This is a genomic window from Segatella sp. (assembly GCF_977051555.1).
This window is the reverse complement of sequence record NZ_CDRSSE010000001.1, coordinates 48,694-72,472: the sequence shown is the minus strand read 5'-3', so window position 1 is coordinate 72,472 and position 23,779 is coordinate 48,694. Positions and strand designations below refer to the sequence as shown.

Annotated in this window: 15 protein-coding genes; 7 read left to right on the top strand and 8 right to left on the bottom strand. The window is 45.9% G+C overall.

The genetic code is table 11. The annotated features are described in order from the left end of the window. Positions 1-11 precede the first annotated feature (11 nt). From ACWJAO_RS00270 to ACWJAO_RS00245, 6 genes are all read left to right on the top strand, one after another. Positions 12-833 carry a vitamin B12 dependent-methionine synthase activation domain-containing protein gene (locus tag ACWJAO_RS00270; protein ID WP_449138847.1) on the top strand — a complete coding sequence of 274 codons (822 nt, stop codon included), beginning with the start codon at positions 12-14 and terminating at the stop codon, positions 831-833. After that, positions 830-2,047, top strand: a complete 1,218-nt coding sequence (locus tag ACWJAO_RS00265; protein WP_449138846.1) for a metallophosphoesterase — start codon at positions 830-832, stop codon at positions 2,045-2,047. The genes ACWJAO_RS00270 and ACWJAO_RS00265 overlap by 4 nt, the downstream gene beginning before the upstream one ends. 53 nt (positions 2,048-2,100) lie before the next feature. Next, positions 2,101-2,859 (top strand): lysophospholipid acyltransferase family protein, encoded by a 759-nt coding sequence (locus ACWJAO_RS00260; protein WP_144152067.1) that lies wholly within the window; start codon positions 2,101-2,103, stop codon positions 2,857-2,859. 94 nt (positions 2,860-2,953) lie between these two features. Then, positions 2,954-3,694 carry a polyprenol monophosphomannose synthase gene (locus ACWJAO_RS00255; protein ID WP_006847253.1) on the top strand — a complete coding sequence of 247 codons (741 nt, stop codon included), beginning with the start codon at positions 2,954-2,956 and terminating at the stop codon, positions 3,692-3,694. Between the two features lie 28 nt (positions 3,695-3,722). Further along, complete coding sequence (gene mfd / locus ACWJAO_RS00250; protein WP_449138845.1) at positions 3,723-7,133, top strand: transcription-repair coupling factor; 3,411 nt, start codon at positions 3,723-3,725, stop codon at positions 7,131-7,133. Between the two features lie 369 nt (positions 7,134-7,502). Then, positions 7,503-8,864, top strand: coding sequence for a TrpB-like pyridoxal phosphate-dependent enzyme (locus tag ACWJAO_RS00245; protein WP_264900665.1), 1,362 nt, complete (start codon positions 7,503-7,505; stop codon positions 8,862-8,864). Between the two features lie 179 nt (positions 8,865-9,043). Here the strand turns inward: ACWJAO_RS00245 and ACWJAO_RS00240 are convergent, their stop codons facing one another. The 3 genes from ACWJAO_RS00240 to ACWJAO_RS00230 form a co-directional block, all read right to left on the bottom strand. Further along, the gene (locus ACWJAO_RS00240) at positions 9,044-9,598 is read right to left on the bottom strand and encodes a glutathione peroxidase (protein ID WP_144152077.1); all 555 of its coding nucleotides are present in this window, start codon (positions 9,596-9,598) and stop codon (positions 9,044-9,046) included. 732 nt (positions 9,599-10,330) lie between these two features. Next, positions 10,331-14,326, bottom strand: coding sequence for a helix-turn-helix domain-containing protein (locus ACWJAO_RS00235; RefSeq protein ID WP_449138844.1), 3,996 nt, complete (start codon positions 14,324-14,326; stop codon positions 10,331-10,333). A gap of 235 nt (positions 14,327-14,561) precedes the next feature. Next, on the bottom strand, positions 14,562-15,596 hold the full coding sequence (locus ACWJAO_RS00230) for a hypothetical protein (RefSeq protein WP_449138843.1): 1,035 nt from the start codon (positions 15,594-15,596) through the stop codon (positions 14,562-14,564). Between the two features lie 376 nt (positions 15,597-15,972). Here ACWJAO_RS00230 and ACWJAO_RS00225 point away from each other — a divergent pair, with 376 nt between their 5' ends. Beyond that, positions 15,973-16,686: a hypothetical protein gene (locus ACWJAO_RS00225; RefSeq protein WP_449138842.1), complete on the top strand. Its 714-nt coding sequence runs from the start codon at positions 15,973-15,975 to the stop codon at positions 16,684-16,686. Between the two features lie 69 nt (positions 16,687-16,755). Here the strand turns inward: ACWJAO_RS00225 and ACWJAO_RS00220 are convergent, their stop codons facing one another. The 5 genes from ACWJAO_RS00220 to ACWJAO_RS00200 all read right to left on the bottom strand — a co-directional run bounded on the left by ACWJAO_RS00220 (position 16,756) and on the right by ACWJAO_RS00200 (position 23,718). Beyond that, complete coding sequence (locus ACWJAO_RS00220) at positions 16,756-17,808, bottom strand: DNA/RNA non-specific endonuclease (RefSeq protein WP_449138841.1); 1,053 nt, start codon at positions 17,806-17,808, stop codon at positions 16,756-16,758. 183 nt (positions 17,809-17,991) lie between these two features. Next, a complete protein-coding gene (locus tag ACWJAO_RS00215) occupies positions 17,992-18,243 on the bottom strand; it encodes a type B 50S ribosomal protein L31 (protein ID WP_006847266.1) in 252 nt (83 codons plus the stop codon). 257 nt (positions 18,244-18,500) lie between these two features. Further along, complete coding sequence (locus ACWJAO_RS00210; RefSeq protein WP_287828385.1) at positions 18,501-19,781, bottom strand: DUF6359 domain-containing protein; 1,281 nt, start codon at positions 19,779-19,781, stop codon at positions 18,501-18,503. 44 nt (positions 19,782-19,825) lie between these two features. Next, complete coding sequence (locus tag ACWJAO_RS00205) at positions 19,826-21,046, bottom strand: DUF5689 domain-containing protein (protein WP_449138840.1); 1,221 nt, start codon at positions 21,044-21,046, stop codon at positions 19,826-19,828. A 71-nt stretch (positions 21,047-21,117) separates the two neighbouring features. Then, positions 21,118-23,718 carry a TonB-dependent receptor gene (locus ACWJAO_RS00200; protein WP_449138839.1) on the bottom strand — a complete coding sequence of 867 codons (2,601 nt, stop codon included), beginning with the start codon at positions 23,716-23,718 and terminating at the stop codon, positions 21,118-21,120. Positions 23,719-23,779 lie beyond the last annotated feature (61 nt).

Here is a 23,779-nt window from a genome sequence, read left to right as displayed (position 1 = left end):
TATCGTATCGGATGCGAAGAATAGTATACAATATAAGCGAAATTGAGCCATATATCAACTGGCTATATTTCTATCATGCCTGGGGATTGAGCGGCAAACCTCGTGAGGAAAAGGAAAAACTGAAGGCAGAGGCGCTCGATATGCTCCATTCATGGGAAGACGAATATCATACCTATGCCGTCTTCGGACTCTTCGAGGCGAACAGCGAGGGGGATGATATCTGGCTGGAAGGGCAGAAAGTCCGCTTCCCGATGCTCCGTCAGCAGCATCCGGCGGCTCAGGGAGAACCCAATCTCTGTCTGGCTGATTTCATCCGTCCTCTGGGCAGCGGAATAACAGACCGGCTGGGTATCTTCTGCACGACGGTAGATGGCGGTCTGGAGAAGAAATATCGCACGGACGACTACCTCAATATGATGGCACAGACACTCTGCGACCGGTTGGCTGAAGCCACGGCAGAGAAGTTGCACGAAGAGGTGAGACGCAGCATCTGGGGCTATGCTCCCGACGAGCAGCTGAGCATCGAAGACCAGCATCTGGAGCGCTATCAGGGCATCCGTCCGGCTATAGGATATCCTTCGCTGCCCGATACCAGTGCCAACTTCATCATCGACCAGCTCATCGATATGAGTCAGGTGGGCATCCGGCTCACCACAAGCGGAATGATGACGCCTCATGCCAGTGTCTCGGGGCTGATGTTTGCACATCCCAAGTCGCGGTATTTCGAACTGGGACGGATAGGAGACGACCAGCTTCGCGACTATGCACAGCGCAGAGGAGTGCCCGTGCAGGCAATGAAAACGTATCTTCAATCAAGTTTGATCAAGAAATGATAGCAAGAATATTGATACCCGTAGTGGTATTCACCCTGTTGCCGTATCTGTGGATATATAAAAGGTATGGCAAGTTACGGCTGAAGAGTCTCTGGCAGAGGGTGCTCTTCTGGTTGCCGGCTTTCGTGGTTATCGCCTACAGCGCGTATATCACGATGCTGCCCAACTTCCTGCCACGCAATCCAGTGCTCATCGACATCTGGTTTGTGATGATGGCAGTATGTGCAGTTCCGCAGTTTGTCTTCAGCCTGTTCTGTGTCTTCGGTTGGTGCTGTATGCGGCTCCTTCACGGACATCGCAACTGGGGCAAGCTCCTCGGACTGGTAGTGGGAGCGGTGGCGTTCTTCTGCTTTATCTACGGATTTACCGAAGGATTTCCTAAGATGCAGGTCAAGCGAATCACCGTCTATGTACCCAATCTGCCGAAATCTTTCGAGGGCTATCGCATCGTTCAGTTCAGCGACATCCATCTCGGGTCATACTATGGCTGGCGTGGTCATCTGCCTCAGCGCGATATCGACAGCATCAATGCCGAGAAGCCTGATCTGATTTGCTTTACGGGTGATTTACAGAATGTTACGCCCGATGAACTGCCTGAGTATCAGGCGCTGCTCAGCAGTCTGAAAGCCAGAGACGGCGTGATGAGTGTGTTGGGCAATCACGATTACACCTATTATATGGATGTAGATGACGAGCAGGAGATAGCTGCATTAGAGAAGCGGATGCAGGACTTCCAGCGGAGTTGCGGATGGCGCCTGCTGATGAATGAGCATGTGGCGGTGCATAGAGGCGCTGATAGCATCTATGTAGCTGGTACAGAGAACTATAACAAACCAAAGCGAACCAACGTAAGGAAGGCACTGTATGGCATCAGACCGGGCTCTTTCGTGCTGATGCTGCAGCATATGCCAAAGCAATGGCGCGAGACCTGGCCTTCTACTATTAATAAGGAGAAGGATGAGGATGGCGATGTGATTGGACCGGACAGGAAGGATTCGCTGGTTGTAGCACCGCAGCTTACATTGAGCGGTCATACGCATGCAGGGCAGATCAGTATCCTGGGCTTGCGTCCGTCGATGTTTACTCCTTATGATTATGGCCTCTTCGAGGAGGAGGGTTGCCAGCTCTATACCACATCAGGTCTGGGCGGTACCGTTCCAATCCGCATCGGGGCTACGGCAGAAATCGTGGTCATCACACTCAAAAGAAAATGAGGAGTGTTGAATGTTAAATGTTGAGTGTTAAATTATTCATTCTTAAATAAAAAATGAAGTACTTATATCGTCTGTATCAACTTGTTATATGCTTGCCTATCCTCTTGTTGGCTAGCGTTTTAACCAGTTTAATTACTGTTTTGGGATGTATGCTGGGCAATGGCCATTTCTGGGGCTATTATCCTGGTAAGTATTGGTCCTGGCTTTGGGTCCGCATTCTCCTTCTGCCTGTAAAGGTGGAGGGACGTGAGCATCTCAAGAAGAACCAGAGTTATGTTTTCGTGGCCAATCATCAGGGCGCTTTCGATATCTTCCTGATATACGGTTTTCTGGGCAGAAACTTCAAGTGGATGATGAAGAAGGGCTTGCGCAAAGTGCCTCTCATCGGTATCGCCTGTGAGTATGCGCACCACATCTTTGTAGACAAGAGCGGACCTTCTAAGATCCGTGCTTCTTATGACCGTGCTCGCGAGGTGCTTAAAGAGGGCATGTCGCTGGTGGTATTCCCAGAGGGTGCCCGTTCGTTTACGGGTCACATGGGCGTGTTCCGTCGCGGTGCTTTCATGCTTGCCGATGAACTGCAGTTGCCGGTATGTCCGCTTACCATCAATGGCAGTTTTGATGTGAAGCCTCGCATGAAGGACATCTACTGGGCTTTCTGGCATCCTCTGAAGCTTACCATTCATGAGCCTATCGAGCCGATAGGCAAGGGAGCTGACAATATCAAGAACCAGATGAACAAGAGCTATGAGGCGATCATGAACGGACTTGACAAGAAATATCAGGGTTTTGTAGAGAATCCGGACCAATAATTTCGGCTTTTCGCTTGTTATTTCAAAAATAAGTTGTAATTTTGCATCTGTATTACATTATTTAGTATCAGAATCATTAAAATTAGAAGAAGTTATGAGTGATAGCATAGTAATCATTCCTACATATAATGAGAAGGAAAACATCGAGAAAATCATCCGTGCTGTCTTCGGTCTCGAAAAGCAGTTTGATATCCTCGTTATCGATGACGGAAGTCCTGACGGTACTGCTGCCATTGTCAAGGGCTTGATGGCTAATGAATTTGCCGGTCGTCTGCATATCCTGGAGCGTTCGGGTAAACTCGGTTTGGGTACTGCCTATATCATGGGCTTCAAATGGTCATTGAAGCAGGGCTATGACTTCATCTTCGAGATGGATGCCGACTTCAGTCATGATCCTAATGATTTGCCTCGTCTCTATGCGGCAACTCACGATGAGGGGTATGATGTGGCTGTAGGCTCAAGATATATTTCGGGTGTGAACGTGGTCAACTGGCCTATCGGACGCGTATTGATGAGCTATTTCGCTTCTAAATACGTACGTATAGTAACCGGATTTAAGGTGAATGATACCACAGCAGGATTCGTCTGCTACCGACGTAAGGTATTGGAAACCATAGATTTGGATGCTATCCGCTTCAAGGGCTATGCCTTCCAGATAGAGATGAAATATACGGCTCATCGAATAGGTTTCAAGATCAAGGAGGTGCCTGTCATCTTTGTTAACCGTCGTGAAGGTGTGAGCAAGATGAGTGGTGGCATCTTTGGTGAGGCTTTCTTTGGCGTGATGCGACTGCGCCTGGATGGCTGGTTCAAAAAATATCCGAAGAAGGATTAATACTCAGTAATCACTAATCAGTACTTGGATGGAAATCCAAAAGATAGAAAAAACATACGGGCGTTCGCCACAGGCGGATGCCCTCTTTGATTTGATGGGGAAGAAGTCGGTTCATTCCATTTTTCTCCAGGGTTTGCTGTGCTCTTCGGCTCCGATGTTCTTTGCTTCTCTGCAGGGGAAGATGAGGCGTTCGGTACTCTTCGTACTGGATGATGCCGATGAAGCAGGCTATTTTTATCACGATCTCACTCAGATGATGGGGCAGGAGAAGGTCTTCTTCTTTCCTTCCAGCTATCGGCGTGCCGTGAAATACGGGCAGCGTGATGCAGCGAACGAAATCCTACGTACAGAGGTGCTGGCGCGCCTCTCTTCGGGAGGACATTTCCTGGTAGTCACTTATCCCGATGCACTGGCAGAACTCGTTGTGGCTAAGCAGAATCTGGATGAACGGATTCTGAAACTGGCTACAGGTCAGCAGATTGCCCAGACTGATGTGGTTCATACCCTGCGCGATTTCGAACTCAAAGAAACCGATTATGTTTATGAACCGGGCCAGTTTGCCGTGCGTGGAAGCATCCTCGATGTCTATTCCTACAGCTGCGAATATCCGTTCCGTATCGACTTCTTCGGCGATGAGATTGATACCATCCGTACTTTCGATGTAGAGACCCAGCTCTCGCAGGTGAAGCGCACAGAGATAGAAATCGTGCCCGAACTCGCCCATATCGAAAGTACCAAACAGTGTTTCCTCAATTTCCTCTCCGAAAGTACGCCAGTCGTTGCGAAAGACCTTTCTTTCGTTTGCGACCGCATCGGTCAGATTTATACCGAAGGCTTCTCATCGCAGAGTCTTACAGAGCAGTTGGAGGGAGCCACAGAGGTGGAGGCTGAGCGCATCAGACATGATATGAAGACCGAGCTCAACCTCGTTTCTCCGCTCGATTTCAAGAAGGCTGTAGCGGCTCATCTCCGTATCGAGTTCGGTAAGGTCGCTCCGTCAGAGAGTGCGGCGGTGATACCTTTCAATATCGCTCCACAGCCTCTTTTCCATAAGAATTTCGATTTACTTTGCCAGACTCTGGAGGATTTCCTGCTCCAGGGTTACACCTTATATATATTGGCAGATAGCCAGAAGCAGCAACAGCGTCTGAAGGATATCTTTGAAAGCGAAGAACTGAAGCGCTACGCCATCCGTTTTACACCGGTAGACAAGACGCTTCATGAAGGCTTTACTGACCATGACAAGAAGTGCTGTTTCTTTACAGATCATCAGATTTTTGACCGTTTTCATAAATATAACCTGCGCTCAGATAAAGCGAGAGCCGGCAAGATGGCACTCACCATGAAGGAACTGCAGGAGATGGAAGTGGGAGATTTTATCGTGCATGTAGACTTCGGTATCGGCAAGTTCGGCGGTCTGGTTAGGGTTCCTACGGGCAACAGCTATCAGGAAATGATCCGCATCGTCTATACGAACAATGACAAGGTGGATGTTTCTATCCACTCGCTTTATAAAATCAGCAAATATCGCCGCAGCGATACCGGTACTCCGCCTCGCCTGTCTACACTGGGTACAGGTGCCTGGGATAAACTCAAGGACAAGGCTAAGAAGCGAATCAAGGACATTGCGCGCGACCTGATCAAACTCTATGCCCAGCGCCGACGGGAGAAGGGATTCGCCTTCAGTGCCGACAATTATCTGCAGCATACACTGGAGGCTTCCTTCCTGTATGAAGATACGCCAGACCAGAATAAGGCTACTCAAGAGGTGAAGAAGGATATGGAGAGCGGCAGACCGATGGACCGTCTGGTTTGTGGCGATGTAGGCTTCGGCAAGACTGAGGTTGCCATCCGTGCAGCCTTCAAGGCAGCGTGCGACAGCAAGCAGGTTGCGGTGCTGGTGCCTACTACCGTTCTGGCTTTCCAGCACTATCAGACTTTCAAAAAGCGTCTGGAAGGCATGCCTGTAAGGGTAGACTATCTCAGTAGAGCCCGTACAACGAAGGAAACCAGAGAGGTGCTTGACGCGCTGAAAGAGGGTAAGATTGATATCCTCATAGGTACGCATAAGCTGATATCAAAGACCGTGAAATGGCATGACCTGGGACTGCTCGTCATCGATGAAGAGCAGAAGTTCGGTGTGTCTACCAAAGAGAAACTCCGTCAGCTCAAGGTAAATGTCGATACACTCACGATGAGTGCCACTCCGATTCCGCGAACCCTCCAGTTCTCTCTGATGGGCGCCCGGGATATGAGTATCATGCGCACTCCGCCACCTAACCGTTATCCGATTCATACCGAACTGGTTACGTTTAGTAGTGAAGTTATCTGCGATGCCATCAATTTTGAGATGAGCCGAAACGGACAGGTTTATTTCGTATGCGACAGAATATCCAAGCTTCCGGAGCTCAAGATGCTCATCGAAAAGCATATCCCAGACTGTAGGGTAGCAATCGGTCACGGACAGATGAAGCCTGAGGATTTGGAGAAAATCATCATGGGCTTTATCAATTACGATTATGATGTACTGCTTTCTACCACTATTGTAGAGAACGGTATCGACATTTCCAATGCCAATACGATTATCGTGAGCGATGCTCATCACTTCGGATTGAGTGACCTGCATCAGATGCGTGGACGCGTAGGAAGAAGCAACAAGAAGGCTTTCTGCTATCTGATGGCGCCACCTAAGAGTGCACTTACTCCTGAGGCGCGTCGCCGTCTGGAGGCTCTGGAGACGTTCAGCGAACTGGGTAGCGGTTTCAATCTCGCCATGCAGGACCTGGATATCCGCGGTGCGGGTAATCTGCTGGGCTCTGAGCAGAGCGGTTTTATGGAAGATTTGGGTTATGAAACCTACCAGAAGATTCTCTCTCAGGCTGTCACAGAGTTGAAGAACGAGGAGTTCTGTGATCTTTATCAGGAGAAGATGGATGAAGGTGCCCAGCTTACGGGTGATGATTTCGTTGACGATTGTGGCATAGAGAGCGATCTGGAGATGTATTTTCCTCAGACTTATGTGCCGGGTGACAGTGAGCGCATGCTCCTTTATCGTGAACTGGACCGTCTGGAGAGCGATGAGGAAGTAGAGGCTTACCGCAAGCGTATGATAGACCGTTTTGGTCCTGTGCCTCATGAAGCAGACGAACTGATGCATGTGGTAGGTCTGCGTAGGGTAGGCAAGAAGCTAGGTTGCGAGAAGATTATTCTCAAGCAGGGCTATATGCAGATGCAGTTTGTGAGCAATGTAAACAGTCCGTTTTACAGAAGTCAGATGTTTAACCGCATACTCGCTTACGTTACCAGTCATATTCAAGATTGTGTTCTGAAGGAAAAATTCAACAAGCGAATGCTTCGCATCAATGATGTGAAGACAGTAGGGCAGGCTGTAAATCTGTTGAATCAGATATCGCAGATAGATTTAGGTAATGAAAAGTAATCAGTTTATTGCATAAAAAAACATTGGAATCTCAATACCCCTATTGAGCTCCAATGTTTTATTTTTTTGTATAAGTAAAAGATGATGATAAGCGTTTCACAACGCATGTTGAATTTTTCTGATGCAAAGATACTATTTCCTGTTATAATAGTGGGGTAATATTTGATATTTTAGGTGTAATATTTGGTTGAAATCTTAGAAACCACACTGAATGCATACGTTCGTAACGAATAATACCTATAGAATTAACTGATTGGTTGGACAAAAATATAAAAAATAGTGGAAAATCAGATAAAAAAGTTCTTTATTTCATTTTTTATTTGTACCTTTGTTCAGGCATACAACAATTTTAAACATATATATATAAACATGAGACAGAAAAAGTACATCTTAAGCGAGCAGGAACTTCCTACTCAGTGGTACAACATTCAGGCAGATATGCCTAACAAGCCATTGCCACCGTTGAACCCTCAGACACACCAGCCAATGAATGCTGATGATTTGTCACACGTATTTAATAAGGAGTGCTCAAAGCAGGAACTTGATACAGAGCACGCTTGGATTGATATTCCGGAAGATGTGCTGGAGAAGTACACCTTCTACCGTTCTACCCCTCTTGTACGTGCTTACGCCCTTGAGGAGGCACTCGGTACTCCGGCGCATATCTATTTCAAGAATGAGAGTACCAATCCGTTAGGCTCTCATAAAATCAATTCAGCCATTCCTCAGTGCTACTACTGTAAGCAGGAGGGTGATACCAATGTCACTACAGAGACTGGTGCAGGCCAGTGGGGTGCAGCCCTCTCTTATGCAGCAAAACTCTACGGCCTGGAGGCAGCAGTTTATCAGGTAAAGATTACCATGCAGCAGAAACCATACCGTTCCAGCATCATGCGTACGTTTGGTGCCACTGTAGAGGGTTCTCCTTCCATGAGTACACGCGCAGGTAAGAACATTATCACACGTGATCCTCATCATCCTGGTTCGCTCGGTACTGCCATCAGTGAGGCTGTTGAGCTGGCTACAACCACACCGGGCTGTAAGTATACGCTGGGTTCTGTGCTCAATCATGTGGCACTTCACCAGACCATCATCGGTCTAGAGGCAGAGAAGCAGATGGCGATGGCAGGTGAGTATCCTGATCAGGTGATTGCTTGTTTCGGTGGTGGTAGTAACTTTGGTGGTATTGCCTTCCCATTCCTCCGTCACAACTTCACAGGCGAGCGCCATACTGAGTTTATAGCTGCAGAGCCGGAGAGCTGTCCTAAGCTGACTCGCGGTAAGTTCGAGTATGATTTCGGTGATGAGGCAGGTTACACTCCATTGCTGCCAATGTTTACTCTGGGTCATGATTTCAAGCCTGCCAACATTCATGCAGGTGGTCTCCGTTATCATGGTGCTGGTATGATTATCTCCCAACTTCTGAAGGATGGTTATCTGCATGGTGTAGATATCCCTCAGCTGGAGTCATTCAAGTCAGGTATGCTCTTCGCTCAGACCGAGGGTATCATTCCTGCTCCAGAGAGCTGTCATGCGATTGCAGCCACTATACGTGAGGCTCTGAAGGCTAAGGAAGAGGGCAAGGAGAAGGTTATCCTGTTCTGCCTCTCAGGTCATGGTCTTATCGATATGCCGTCTTACGATAGCTTTATCAATGGCGATTTGCGCGATTATTCTGTGAGTGATGAAGAAATCCAGCACTTCCTCAAGGATGTGCCAAAGGTTGACTAAATTATAGTTAACAGTATATTGCAAACAGTTGACAATTATTCTTTGAGATATATTGAAATAACAATTTCACATTATAAAAGAAGCCAGGCTGCGAAAAGCAACCTGGCTTCTTATTTAGAGATTCTATTCTCTTTTTTATTTTAGAAATTCTATTCTCAGTTCGAGACTTCTATCTTTCATTATAAGTTCAACCACTCTTCGATAGCCTTAGCGATGACATCGAAGCTTGTGGTAGGCTCGAAGCGGGCTACAACCTGCCCCTTCTTGTTAACGAGGAACTTGGTGAAGTTCCACTTGATATCGGCACTCTCCTTGTAGTTAGGATCAGCCTCGCTCAACATCTTGTCGAGAACAGGGTAGAGAGGGTGGCTCTCGTCCCAACCAGCAAAGCCCTTACATTCTTTCAGAAATTTGAAGAGAGGGGCAGCATCGTCTCCGTTTACCTTGATCTTCTTGTAGCGCTGGAACTCTGTGCCGTATGTAAGCTTGCAGAACTGATGAATGCTTTCATCTGTACCAGGGGCTTGCTGACCAAACTGGTTGCAAGGAAAATCAAGTATTTCGAAACCTTGAGAATGATAGGTCTCATAAAGTTTCTCCAGTTCCTCATACTGAGGGGTGAAACCACACTTTGTAGCGGTGTTAACGATGAGCAGCACTTCATTGGCATACTCCTTGAGGGAAACATCCTTTCCCTTTCTGTCTTTAACAGAAAATTCGTAAACAGTTCTCATTTTTTTTATCTTTATGTATGTGTTATCTATATTTCCGATCTCAACTTATATGATCTAGAGTGCAAAGATACTACTTTTCTCTTAGAATACTTCAAGAGTTTTTTTAAAAATTCTAAAAATCGAACAAAATCATAGATGAAGGAATAAGCGTAATATATATAATGTAGATAGATATTGTATATCTGGGTAAACAGATACCATATAGCTGAGTATATAGATATCGGTTAGATATAGAATATAGAAGAATAAAATATGTAGACGATATAACTACACAATATCAGTATGAAACAGCATAAAAATAAAAAATGCAGGATTTTCACAAACCCTGCATTCCTTTTTCTTTACCTCTTTTTCCTCAAAAAAACAAAGAAAAAAAGGTTTACGATTAATCTATCATTTAACTTTTCTAAGAACTTGTTGCAAAGATACTACATTTTCTTGTAACCCCAAACTTTTTCTCAGTTTTTTTTCAGTAAAAAGGAAAAATTAATCAAATACCCCCCCATTTTTATACTTTTTTGCAATATTCGGTCAAAAAACAAAGCAAAACGGCTCAATTTTATGACTATTCTGCTTTTTCCCTTGTTTGAACATTTTGCTGTGTACGATAACGAAGAAGGCTGTGCCCGGCAACAACTGAAGATAGGTCCTGTAATATGTATTCCTTTTTTGTCAATACAGATAAAAGCAGCCATCAGTAATGATGACTGCTTTCATCTGTAATGATGCGGGCTATCCCTGCGTTCTGTTTCGGTATTCAGTAGGCACGATACCCGTTTCTTTCTTGAATACCTTCGAGAAATACTTAGGGTCGGTGAAACCTACTGCGAAGGCGATACTGGTCAGTGTATCGTCTGTATTGCGCAACATCTCGCATGCCTTCTTGATACGTATATGGCGAACGAAGTCTACCGGTGTCATTCCGGTTGTTGCTTTCACCTTATTATATAGTACGCTTCGGCTCATACCGATTTCGTTCGAGATATCATCTATCTTGAGTTCCGGATTGCCTGAATTGGCAACAACAAACCTGAAGACACGCATCATGGTTCTGTCTTGAATCTGTGCCGCCATAAATGCCAGCTCGCTGCTTGGGTCAACCGCTTCGTTCTCGGCACTAGTTTCAGCCTGGTTAAGAGCAGGCAGAGGAGCTGCTGCAGGCAGTATTCGCAGGGCTGCTATGGCATCTTTATCGCCAGTTTCCTTCAGTTTTCTGATGACATCCAACTGGATGTTGCGGCGCTGGGTGAGGATAGCCTCTATTCGGCCGAGCAGATAAGGGGTAGAGAATGGCTTGGTGATATAGGCATCAACACCTTCATCAAAGCCTCGCTGCTGATTTTCTACGCTTGCCTTGGCCGAGAGAATCATCACTGGGATGTTGCTGAGGGTGGTATCCTGCTTGATCTCGTGAATCATCGACAAACCATCCATCACAGGCATGGTAATGTCTGTAAGGATAAAGTCGGGCGTCTCCTTGCGCGCCATCACCAAGCCAGCCTTTCCGTTCTCTGCGAGCAGCACGTTATAGGTAGGCGAGAGGATACTGTAGAGGAACTTGCGCAGGTCGTCATTGTCTTCAACTACCAGTACAGTCTGGTCTTTCAGTTCCGTTTCTTCCTGTGCTTCTTTCTGTTCCTTGCCCATTTCTTCCGGTCGTTCAGCCTCTTCATTCTTTTCTTCTTTCTGTTTATTTACTTCTTCCAGATAGTCGGATGCATTGCGGTCGTCAATCTGTCCGTTCTCTTTCTCCCCTTCTGACAGGTCATAATCTTCCTCGCTCAGACCGCTGTTCGTACGGAAGTCTGTCTTGTTGCCATATCTCTGAACCTTGTCCAGCATTACCAGCATCTCGTTGGCATTGTCTGCCACCATTTTCAGCAGTTCCTTGCCCTTTCGGGTGATACCCGGTTCGGTATCCAAAACGGTTTTTACCGGGGCTCCGATGAGCGTTAGTGGGGTTCTCAGACGGTTGGCAGCATCGTTGTAGAACTTGTTCTTCATCACGCTCATCTCGTGGGTTACGTTCTCGCGCTGGCGCTGGTTATAGGTATAGAAGATTGCGCCTACGATACCGAAGAACAGAATCAGCATCAGAAATTTGCCCCAGATGCTTTCCCAAAAGGTAGGGCGCACTTCGATAGGCAGTTCTGCCACATACTTGCTCCATACACCGTGAGAGTTGGTGGCTTTCACCTTGAGTACATAATCGCCATGATTGATACGGTTGAAGCCGATGACATTGCTGCTTCCGTTCGATATCCACTCGCCTGGAGCTGTATAACCATCTATGCGATAGAGGTATCTGGTCTGATACTTACGCTGATAGTCGAGAGATGCGAAGGTGATGGTCAGATTTCGCTTGTTGGCAGGTATCACCACTTTATCCTTGTGCAGGATAGGTTCCGACTCTTTCTCTCCGCTATAGTGGAGGGAACAGAAGATGACTTTAGGCTGGTAATTGCTCTTCTTCAGCGTAGCCGGATTAAAGGTGATCAGTCCCATCGGGGTACCTACCGAGATGTTGTTGCTTGCCGGATCGTGGTAAGGACGGCTTTGCGAGAACGACATGTTGAAGTCGAAATCGTTAGGTCCGAACACGTTGCACTGGCCCGTTTTCGGGTTTACGCAGTCGATACTCGATTCTCTGATTACCCAGATTCTTCCCTGGTTGTCTTCTACCATGCCCTGTACGATGCCTTCGTTAACATCGATGGCACGGAAGTATTGCATCTTCAGGTTGTCTTGCAGGAGCGATTTGCTCACAATCTCTTCCATAAAACCGCCCTGTTGCGAGATATACATCTTGCCGCTGGTGTGCTCTATGATATTGTTTATATCGTTTGCAGCCAGACTTGTTGTATCGTTCGGTATGTAGTAGGTCTTGTGGTAATTGATCTTTCTTGCATTTGTAAAGGCATCACTGAAGGTGATGAGACCATCTGTAGTTCCTACGAGAATGGTTCCCGTAGTGGTGCAGCAGATGCGGCGTATGCGATTGTAGTTCTGCTTCTCCCAAGGCAGTCCGTTCCGTTTACTGATGAAGCTGATACTGCCGTCAGCCGCCTCTTTTACCAGGGCGATACCGCCACCATAGGTACCTATCCAGATGCGTCCGGTGCGGTCGGCTACAATGTCTTGTATCTTGTCGAACGGCAGCGATGACGGGTTGTTGGCATCATAAACAAAGTGTCTTACCTGCATTTTATCTATCAGATAGACACCATTTCCGTTGGTTCCTATCCATGCTCTTCCCTTGATATCAAAGTGGATAGACATGATGCCCTTCTCGGCGAAGTTTACCTGCTGTGGCACAATCTGTCCGCTTGGCGACAGGTATCCGATGCTTTGGTAGGATGCGTTGAGCACCTGGATTATACCACTGTAATAACCAGCCCAGATATGTCCGTCTGGCGATGCATTCACCGAGAACACTTCGTCTTCGCCCACATCCAGCTTGTTGATAATGTAAGGGTGATATTTGAAGACTACCTGTGTCAGGTCGTGAGAGCCTGTCAGCCAGAGGATTCCCTGGTCTGAGAGTACATATTTCGTAATCTTCGGTATGCGGTAGTTGCCCGATGAATTGCTTCTCAGCAGATAAGGCACCAGTTTACCTGCCTTGCGGTCAAAATAACTGAAGGTTCCTCCCCTTGGCACTACCCAGAGGGTCTTGTGTTCATCTTGTGTGATGAAATTGCTTTCGCAGGTTGTGCGGTCCATCGGGTCGTCCTGGTCGGCAAAGAGCCACTGCTTCTGTCCGGTCTTCGTGTTGACGAGGGTTACTCCTAGACCGTCTGTAAATGCCCATACCATACCGAAATCATCGGTATAAATCTTCTTTACTTCTGACAGAGGCTGACTCGGGCTCTGTACGTTAATGATATCAAACTTAAAGGTGCGCGGGTTGTAGATTACTATACCCAGGTTGGTTGCCATCAGAAGCTGGTAACCTGTATTCTTCAGTTCGTTGATACGGGTTACGCCTTCCGGCATCGGTATCATGGTGAGTCGGTTCTGCAGGTCATATTTTGCCAGTTTGCCGTCTTCTGTTGCCAGAAATACGTCTTCTCCCACCCATCTGATCCATTTGAAAGGCAGTTTGCTTGGAAATTTCGAATGATATATGCATGCTCCTTTGTCGGTAAGCACCCATTCTCTTCCATGTGTATCCTGATGGATGTACCATACATTTTTGCTTCTGAGTCCCTTTTCTCCTACTTTGATGAGTTCTATGTTAAGCTTGTCATAAGAATCTCCTGTTGTTCTAACAGTTATTCCATTTTCAGCTGTAATCCATGTAGTCCCGTTTTTCAGCGAATATACTTGGTTCACGCGCATGTCTATATTGAACATTTCGTTTATTCTTTTTCCCAATGGTCTAAACTGGCATAAATGGGTATCGTATACGTAGAGCTGGTGGTCGTATGTGATACACCACACGTTGTTGGTATAGGATGGTTCTATTTTCAGTATACGGTTGGTTGGCAGAATGTCAATATCATCGGGGTTGTCTCTGAAAGTATGAAACTTGTAGCCGTCATAGAACGACAGTCCGTTCCATGTACTGAACCACATGAGGTTGTCTTTACCTTGTTTGAGGTCTGAGATGGTATTGGCAGCGAGTCCGTCTGTGATAGAGAATTTTCTCACATCGCAGTAGGGTACAGCTGCTGTCATGATGGTAGAGAGCAGTCCTAATAGGGTGATATATAATTTTCTTTTCATCATTTTTTATTCGTATACGTTTATTAATCGCAACAAAGGTAGTGAAAATAAATGAGATATCGTAGTTTTAGGTGTATTTTTTTTATGTTATTGCATTAAATTATTCCACTTTTCATGTTATAGGGGTAATATTTGGTTGATTTGCTGGTGGTTCCTTCTTATGTTATGCCTAAAAAAAACTCCCCCGATAAATGAATATCGGGGGAGTAGTAGGGATATGTTGTTTTGAATTTGATTACTTCTGAATCATCTTCTTTCCGTTCTTGATGACTACACCCTTGTAAGCCTTGGTTACCTTCTGGCCTGCGAGGTTGTAAACAGGAGCGTTCTTTGCAGCTTCATCTGTTGTTATGTTAGTGATGCCGGTAGTTGTGCCATTCAGAGAGATGAGAGTGTTGTTTAAATCAAGCTCATAAGTATTACCAAACTTCTTAAGCTTACCATAAACAACAACTACGTCACCCACCTTGATGTCATCTACAGAAGTGAATTTCTTACCCTCGAAAGAAAGACCTCCGTAAACCTTCAATTCATTTTCAGTCTTACCATCGTCAGAAATGTTGTAAGAAAGGCTGCCGTATGTAGCATTTAACTCTTTACTAGCCTGAGATACAGTACCCTTAACATATACCCTTTCGCTCAAGCCTTTACCTGCATCAATCAGTTCCTTAGCCTTAGCAATGGTATAAGCAGTTTCTGCTGTGTTTGTAATGTCTACGATTTCAGGAGCATCGCCTACCTTATAATATGCAATCTTAGAAACCTGAATCAAACCATTACTTGATCCAGCCTGGCAGTCAAAGACAAACTTATAGTAATTGTTTGCAGCAGACTTAGTTGGCTTGAAGATCAAGTCTCCATCTTCAATCTTGGCAGAGATTTCTTCAGTTACATTCTTGCAATCTGCATCAGTTGCTACCTGCAACTTGATAGACTTGATCTTATCTTTAGTAATCTTGTCGATGGTCAAGACAATATTGCTGATTGGCTGATCAATAGCAGGTGAAGTGATGGAAGCTACAGATGCGACTTTCTTTTTTCCGCATTTGATGAATTTCCAACCATTCCACTGGTATGTATTGAAATTCTCAATAGTCCAGACATCTTCTCCAATTGTAGCCTTCCAGGTTTTGTCATAACCGTTTATATCCTTGCCTTCAGTACCTTCGTCAGGGAAAGTCAATACTTTGTAAGGAGTTGTTCCTGCAAACGTAACGCTAGCTACGAACGCCAGAACCAATGATAATGAATAGCGTAAAAATTTGTTCATAACTTAATAATTTTAAAGGTTTAACGTATAATTAATAAACTGTTGAAACTCATTTTGTGAGCGCATTCTAAGAATTTGCTTTGTTATAAAAGCATGTTCTTTGAATAATTACTTATTTATGATGCAAAGATACGAAAAATATCGATACAATGTGTTAAGAAGTTGTTAAATCTTTGATACAGAGAAAGAAATATCATCAAAAAAGGCGGTTGTTTTTGAAAGAATAGGGATTTCCCCCTCAGTTTGTATCCTTTTCCCCTTTGATGCAGACGAAAAATCCACTACCTTTGCATCGAGTTCAAGAAAGAATGCTGTTCTTCGAGAACTCAATAATTAGAAGATATAAGAATATAAATAACTTAACTGATAAATTGATATGAAAAAATATAATCGGATATGGATGTGGATGGCGATAGCTGCAGCATCTTTCTCATTTACCTCATGTGATGATGATTATTGGCATGATGATTATTACTGGTATGATGACTATAATCAGGGTGGCTGGGGATGGAATCAGGGCGACTGGAACAACGGTTCTAACGGCTCTCAGAATGATTACCTGCTGTCGGAAGCTCAGACTCTTACAGGCGACTGGAGAGGCTCTGTGATGCTCTCTGAACTTGCTGAGGACGGCCAGTCTCGCAATAACTACAGTTTCAATGCCGAGATGACGTTCTATCAGGCGGGTGATAAGGTTAATTCGCTCAGTGGTAATGGTGTAGAAGTGGATTATGCCGATGATGGAAGCAATGAAACCCAGACCCTGAAGTTTACCTGGTATATCGATAAGAATGGTGATATTTATATCCGTTATAATGATACGGGTGCTACCTATGTGATGGATGCAGGTGCTAAGCAGTATGGTTTCCATCTGGGTGATGAAAAGGGTCAGGATGTGTTCTATGGTTTTATGATAGGAACAGGTAAGGCTAAGGGCGATGTGATGCAAATTGATTTAGTGCGCTACGATCCGAGTGGAGCCCGTAAGAAGACCCGTTCTGCTGCAACCGATTCCGTAGCTCCTAGCTTCGGTAAGGCTACCGGTAGGGTATTCATGCCACATGCTATCAAGAAGTTGCCGAGAAGATGATGATATAAACCAAGAAATCCGCTCTTTCATTGATTTGAGAGAGCAGATTCTTTGTTTGTATATAGCCTTTTATTTAAAGCCCCAAAGTTTCTTGAGAGCTTCTGCATCTTGGTTTTCTACATCCTTCTCTATTTCATCAGGGAGATTACAGAAGAAGTCGATGCCGGTTTTGTCTTCCAGCGTCTTGATGTTTACGACATATTTGCCGAGCTTATCGCCCTTTTCAAATGCCTTGTTCTCGTGAGGGAACCAGTAGCCGAAAGCGCTGTATGTATACTGGTTGGTGCTCTTGTTTAGCTCCTTTTTCAGTACAGCTACAAAGAAATACTTTGGTATTGGGATATAGCCTGGCTTCTGGGTTTCGCTGGAAGCACCATTCTTCTTCCAGCCCAGGAGATTACTCTCGCTGCCTACCGGGTCAATAGTTCCACCCTTTACGATAAACAGGGTGTCAGAATCAATCTTTGGAGCCTTGGCACGAAGATCTTCCTCCATTTTATACCATGTTCCACGCTGGTTGAAATTGGCATATTGAGGCTGCATGTTGGTCATGAAGAAAGTCTGTTTCTGCTGTGTCAGATTGAGTTTGCGGTCAGCAGAAGGGCAGATATGACCATGGTCAAAGCCTTGAGCTGTAGGAGTAGGGTCTTCTGTAAAATCTGTAATTCCCCATTGTTCTTTCAGATCTGTATCCCATGGATACTGGCGCTCTCCCTTAGCAGGTTTCCATCTGTCAACGTTAGAAGCCGTGTTTCCTGTATGGAAAGTATAGCAGCTCCATCTCTGGCTCTTCATGTTATCATCCCATTCTGTAGAATAGTTCAACATACCTGTTGTATTATCCATGTGAACGATGGCATAGCTGCTGCCATTGTTCTTGAGCTTTGGAAACTCCAGACCGCCGATAGCGTTTTTTACCACTCGTGGCATGTTGGCAGTAGCCACATTCTTGTTTGTATTGTTCTTATCGGTTGATGCACCACCGGTATTGCCACCTGTGCTTCCGCCACCCGTATTACCGCCATTTTCAGGAAAATAGAACTGCAGGGTATCGTCAGTGCCGCAGGCAGAGAACGTCATCGCAGCAACGAGCGCGAAGATAAAAAACTTAGTATGCTTCATAAAATTCTCGATAATGTTTTGAAGTTAAAGATTAAGTACTTTCTATATAATAATGTATGTAGAAATCGATTGCATGAGGATAGAATAGCGAAAAAAAGTGCATTCCTACGTATATGCAACTACGCTGGAATGCACTCAGTATCTTTGCGATAATAAATATATCCTTATAAAAAAGGTATATTATTACTTCTTCAATTTGCCGTAACGGTTCATGAAGCGGTCTACGCGACCCGCTGTATCAACGAGCTTGCTCTTACCTGTGTAGAATGGGTGAGATGTGCTAGAGATTTCAATCTTAACAACTGGATAAGTCTCGCCTTCGAACTCAACAGTGTCGTTAGTCTTGCATGTAGACTGAGAGAGGAACATATCGCCGTTAGACATATCCTTGAATACTACAGGACGATAATTCTCTGGATGAATACCTTTTTTCATTTTTCTTTTTTATTTTTATTGGGTTATTAAAATTAGACGTCATGGGGATGCTTGTTGCATCATTTCGTGTCCCTTATCGGGGCATGCCCATTATAGCCTGTTATCAATTTCAGGCTGCAAAGTTACGCTTTTTTCCTGAAACAACCAAATATTTCTTCTTCTTTTTAAGAAATATTTCAGAATTAGAGGGTTATGGACATAAAAATCCCCATCGCCCGATGAGGGGAGATGGGGAAATAAAACTCTTTATGTGATGCTTAAGGTTTTGTACCATATATCTTGTCGCCAATCTTTGCATAGGTGACGTTCTTGATACCTACCATGCCAAAGTACTTGTCGATGTCTCCATATAAGATAATCTCTTGCTTGAAATTACCAGGGTTTGCACTAAGGTTGACACCATCACGTACGGCACCCTTAGGTAACTGTACAGGTATGCAATTTGATGCATTGCTTTCTGTTGCACTTGCGGCTATTCCTATATTTGTTCCAGATGCACTTTCTGTAGTAAATGTCAAAGTTGTAAAATCTTTGCCTGGAGCACTTCCGATGATGTATGCTTTGATATATACTCCTTTAGTCACTGGGTCAAATCCTTTTGCAATGACTTCTGTAACACTGAAAGGTTTGGCTTCTGTTCCGTTGTTTGCAGAAGGTGTGTCAGGAGTTGTGCTGCCACCATCCTCAATCTTAATGATTGAACTGGTCTTGTCAACCTCCATGATTTCTTTATTATTCTTATCAACGAACTTCATGATCTTACCTAGGATAGTAACCTTCTGACCCACCTTCAAATCTTCCTTAGAAGCGAAGTCTGCGCCGTTCAGTCCCTTACCAGAGTAAACCTGCATGTCCTTGCCCTTGCCATCGTCTGAGATGTAATAGGTGATGCTCTTGTATTGGTCATTATAGAAAGCAACATCTGAGATGATACCTGTCAGGTAAACCTGTGTAGTAGGTGCTGTGCCAGCCTTGATGGCTGCGATAGCTTCTGCCACGTTGTATGGGTCACTGAGAGAACCCTTACCAGTTGCTGGAGTATCAGGAGATGTAGTTCCTGCATTCTCGATAGAGATGATGGTGCTGTTCTTGTCGATTTCATTGACAATAGTGCCATCATTCTTCGTGAATGCCTTGACGATTCCTTTTACTACTACGGTCTGACCAACTTTCAAGTCATCCTTGGAAGAGAAGTTTGCACCATCCTTGCCTTTGCCAGAGTATACTTCGATAACATCTGAAGAGCCCTCGTCTGCGATGTTATATGACAAACTGCTATAGGTTGCGTTGAAGAAAGTTACGGCTGTAATCTTACCCTTTACGCATACAGCTGTAGAAGGTGCTGTACCTGCCTTGATGAGGGCAATGGCTTCTGTTACAGTATATGGATTGCTTTCAGAACCCTTTTGGTTAGGATCTGTGTTTCCTGGACCAGCAGGCTGAGTAGGCAGTGTATAAGGCTCTGGTACGTCCTCACAGCTGCTGAATGTGAAGGCTGCCATAGCCGCCATCAAAACTGAAAATATATACTTTTTCATATTATTGTCTTTTTAAATATTGTTACTATTTTGATAATCAGTAATTACTTGATAGAGATGAGATTGCCACCCTTAATCTCTTTGGTGCCGTTATAATCAAGCAGGGTGCCTGATACAACCACCTTCTTGCCTGGTACAAGGATACCCTTGGTTTCCTCTGTCCACTTTGCACCATCGATGTTGAAGCAACGGAATACCTCGAGAGTCTTGCCTTCTGTATCCTTACCGTCGTCAGAGATAACGAATGTACCGTTACCATACGTGCCTGTATCTACATCTTTCACCTTTACGATGATACCGGTAGCATAAACCTTAGCATCGCCTGCTGTACCGGCATTGATCTTCTCCAGTGCCTGAGCCACAGTGTAAGGCTTCTCCAATGTACCGCCTGTTTCTGATGCCTTCAGGTCATCCGTGCTGCGAAGCACAATCTGCCAGGTGTTATTGTAACGGGTGAAGATACCGGTGATATCGAATACACCCTGTGGAATCACCTCGTTGGCAAACTTAGAATAACCCGAGTTGCGCACTACCAGATTGCTGCTGCTGATCTTCTTGCCTGTTTCTGCATCAATCAGTTCCAGACTCGTATTGGTATCATCTGGCGCCCACACGTTTGTACCGTTAGCTGAAGCAAACTTCACCTTCTTCAGGGTCATCAGCTTGCCCACGTTAGCATCCATATAGGCTGCGTCAGTAAGCTTTGTCAGGTCAAACTCCTCTGGCACTACCGTGCTTGCATCAGCCTCGCCAGGGTTCAGAATCTTGAAGTGCTCGTTCCAGATGGCACGCTCTATCTTGCCCATACCCAGACTTCCATCTGAGAGCTTGGTATTCACACCGCCAATCTGAGGCAACTTCTTGTAACTTCCGATATAGAGACCCTTTAGGTTTACGAGAATCTCCTGGCCAACAGGAAGATACCCCGACAGACCACTTCCGTTGATGGCAATGATGATAGCGCCGGATGCATCCTGTACGCTCACCTGGTTGTAGATATTGCCACTGACATCATTGCCCGTCACTACCGCCTTGATCATCATGTCCTTCTCAATCTGCTTGTAGCCATTGTCGCTGTTGATAACCGTAGCAAACTGGGTCTTCAAATCTGCTATGCTGATCACATTCTTCTCCCTCAGGCTGTTGTTGCCCCATGGAGATGCAGGCACCTTCTCGGTCAGATCTGGGTCAGCATAACCGTCGCCCATACACGACCCCAAAGTCAGTGCCAGGAATGCCAATGCTATGAATTTTATCTTTTTCATTGTTCTTTCTTTTTATTGTTATAGAGAAACGGGATTGCTCCCTGTTCTTTATGTTAAAGAGAAACTGCTCTTTAGAATCTGTAAGATACCTGGAACATGCCGTTGGTACCCCAGGTGTAATACTTCTTAGGATTCTTAGAGAACTGGTAGAGGCGTGGATTCTTCACGTTGCCGTTAGCATCCAGTGTATAGCTTGAACGTGAGTTCTGCTCATATCCGCCTGTTACGATGGTCTGGTTGTTCAGCAGGTTGGTAATCATGAGGTTGAAGTTGAGAGAACCCTTCTTCAGTCTCACGCTCTTGCCTATGCTCAGGTCAACCATCCATCCTCCGTGACCCTTCTCCTGAGCTACAGCATCCTCAGTCCAGCTCATACCGTCGAGTGTAGTAGGAGCAAAGATTTCAGGGAATGCCTTGTGGGCAGCCTGGCGGTTGGTCAGCACCTTCTCATATCTGTAGCTTGGAGAATAAGAGAGGTAGATGCGGTCGTAGTAATTGGCATTGAGGTTGACGAACCATCCGTTTACGTGGGCATCGAGACCGATGCTTCCCACTGTGAGCGGTGTGCCACTCTCGCGCATATTCATCACGTAAGCCTTGTCCTGGTAAACCTCAGCACTCTTTGAGAGCATATATACGGCGTTTACATTGTTGATGTTCTTCGCCTCGCTCATAGCGCCCAGAGTCTTCAGGTCGAGCCATGAAGTGAGCTTGATCTTAGCGCCCACCTCTACACCATAGTATTCTTTCTTCAGTCCGGTCATGCTCACGTAGGTGAATGAATTCTCATCATCGTTGTAGAAGTTCTGCCATTCCGTAACGTTCTCCAGTCGGCTGTAGTAACCGCTCACGTTGGCACTCAGCCATGCGTTGCGATACAGGTAGCTGAATTCAGAGCTGAAGATGCGCTCGTTCTTGAGGTTAGTCACGAAGTCGTTGCTGATTTCCGGTGCGATGAAGGCTGTGTTTGCCATCGGCGCACGCAGCTCGTATCCGGCTCCGATGCTGAAGGCATGACCTCTGCCCATATCCACGTTCAGGCTTCCCTTTATGCCACCGTCCAGGAAGTTGGCTGTGCCGCTCTTGCCCTGGCTGTTGTTCGGTGCCATACCGTTGCGCATGTAGCCGTGGCGGTTCATTCCGGTATATCCGATACGTCCGCTCAGCATCGCCTTCATATTGTAGAATTCGGCTGTATAGGTGCTCCATGCGTTTGCCTTGTTCACGTCGATGCGATAGTCGTAACCGAACTTGTCGCCCTCGTAAACCAGCTTGCCTGTGTTGTTAGGACCGGCTGTGTTCAGGTCGTACTGCACACGTGGGTCGGTCTTAGGATAATCGCCCAGGGCATAGGTGTTGATGTTGTGGAAGATGGCACCGCCCAGCATGTCTTCCAGTGTCTGATAGTGCTGGTTGGTACTCTTTCCGAGCATGATGCCTGTAGCCAGGTTCGATTTCTTGGTCAGCTTGGTGTTCAGCACGGACGAGAGAGTCAGGGTCAGGTTGTCGTTGTGCTTAGCCTGAACATAGTAGAGCAGATCCTGTCCGTTCTTGGCTGCCTGCTGGTTGGCATAGTACAGTCGGTCCCAGTCTATCTGTCGGTTCTGCTTGCTTGCCTGCCAGTAGTTTACGGCGTTGTTCCAGTTTTCCCAGGTATACATGTTGTTGCCGTTCTTGTAGTCGCCCCATACATAGTAGTTGGCAGATGGCATGTTCTTCCAGTAGTCTGGCTGTGGATTCTCTGCGTTGTTGTAGTTGAGCTTGGTGCTCTTGTACATAGAGTATTTTCCGAACACCGATGTGGTGAGCTTCATCTGGTCGTTGATTTCCCAGTCCCATGTTGCGATAGCCGAAGGGGCAAAGTCGTTCACTACGCGTGAGTTTCTCTTGTGTCCGTTCTGGTATCCCCAGTATGGGTTATACTGGTAGTCGTTTGCCAGCCAGTAAGCCTCGTCGGTAGATGCTCCCTGGGTGCTTCTTTCTGTCGGGTTACCCCATGTAGAGAAGCTCAGCGAGTGGCCGTTCATCCACTTCTTCTGTACACCGAAGAAATAGGAGAGGGCGTTGTAGAAGGTTCCCTCTACGTATCCCCGGTTAGCCCAGCGGTAGGTGAGACCGGCTGTGATGGCCCATCCCTTCTCGTTGAAACCGCTGGAATAGGAGTAGAGTCCGCGCAAGGTATAGTTGCGGTTGGCAACACCTACGCTGGCATACTGTCCTTCCTGCATGCTTCCGGCACGGAAATCATAGTTGTTGGAGCCTGCCATGCCGGTCATCGAATAGCCGTTGGCTTCGAAAGGCAGGGCGAAGTCTACATTTCTGGAGAATCGGTTCAAACCGCCGATGTTGGAGAACCGGAACTGTCCGGTCTCCATATCGTTCATGGAAGCACCGTTGATATAGACATCATTGTACTTCTGGTTGAAGGCACGGTAGCGGAAACGTGCTGGCGAGAACAGGTAACCTGCCTGGCTCGCGTATACGTTGCTGGTAGAATTGAGGATGGTGACATTGGATGACATGTCATCGTCCTCGCCCAACTGTGCCTCGGAGAAGGTGAAAGCATTCTCGTCGAGTCCCTGTGCTATGTTCTGGTCAGTCTTTTCGTTCTGAGCCATAGCCAATGAACACGAGAAGAGCGCTAACATTGCTAAGTTTACTTTCTTCTGCATAGTTTATATGTATTAAGTATTAATAAACCGGCAACAGCAGTCTCTTTGAGCAGTGATGATA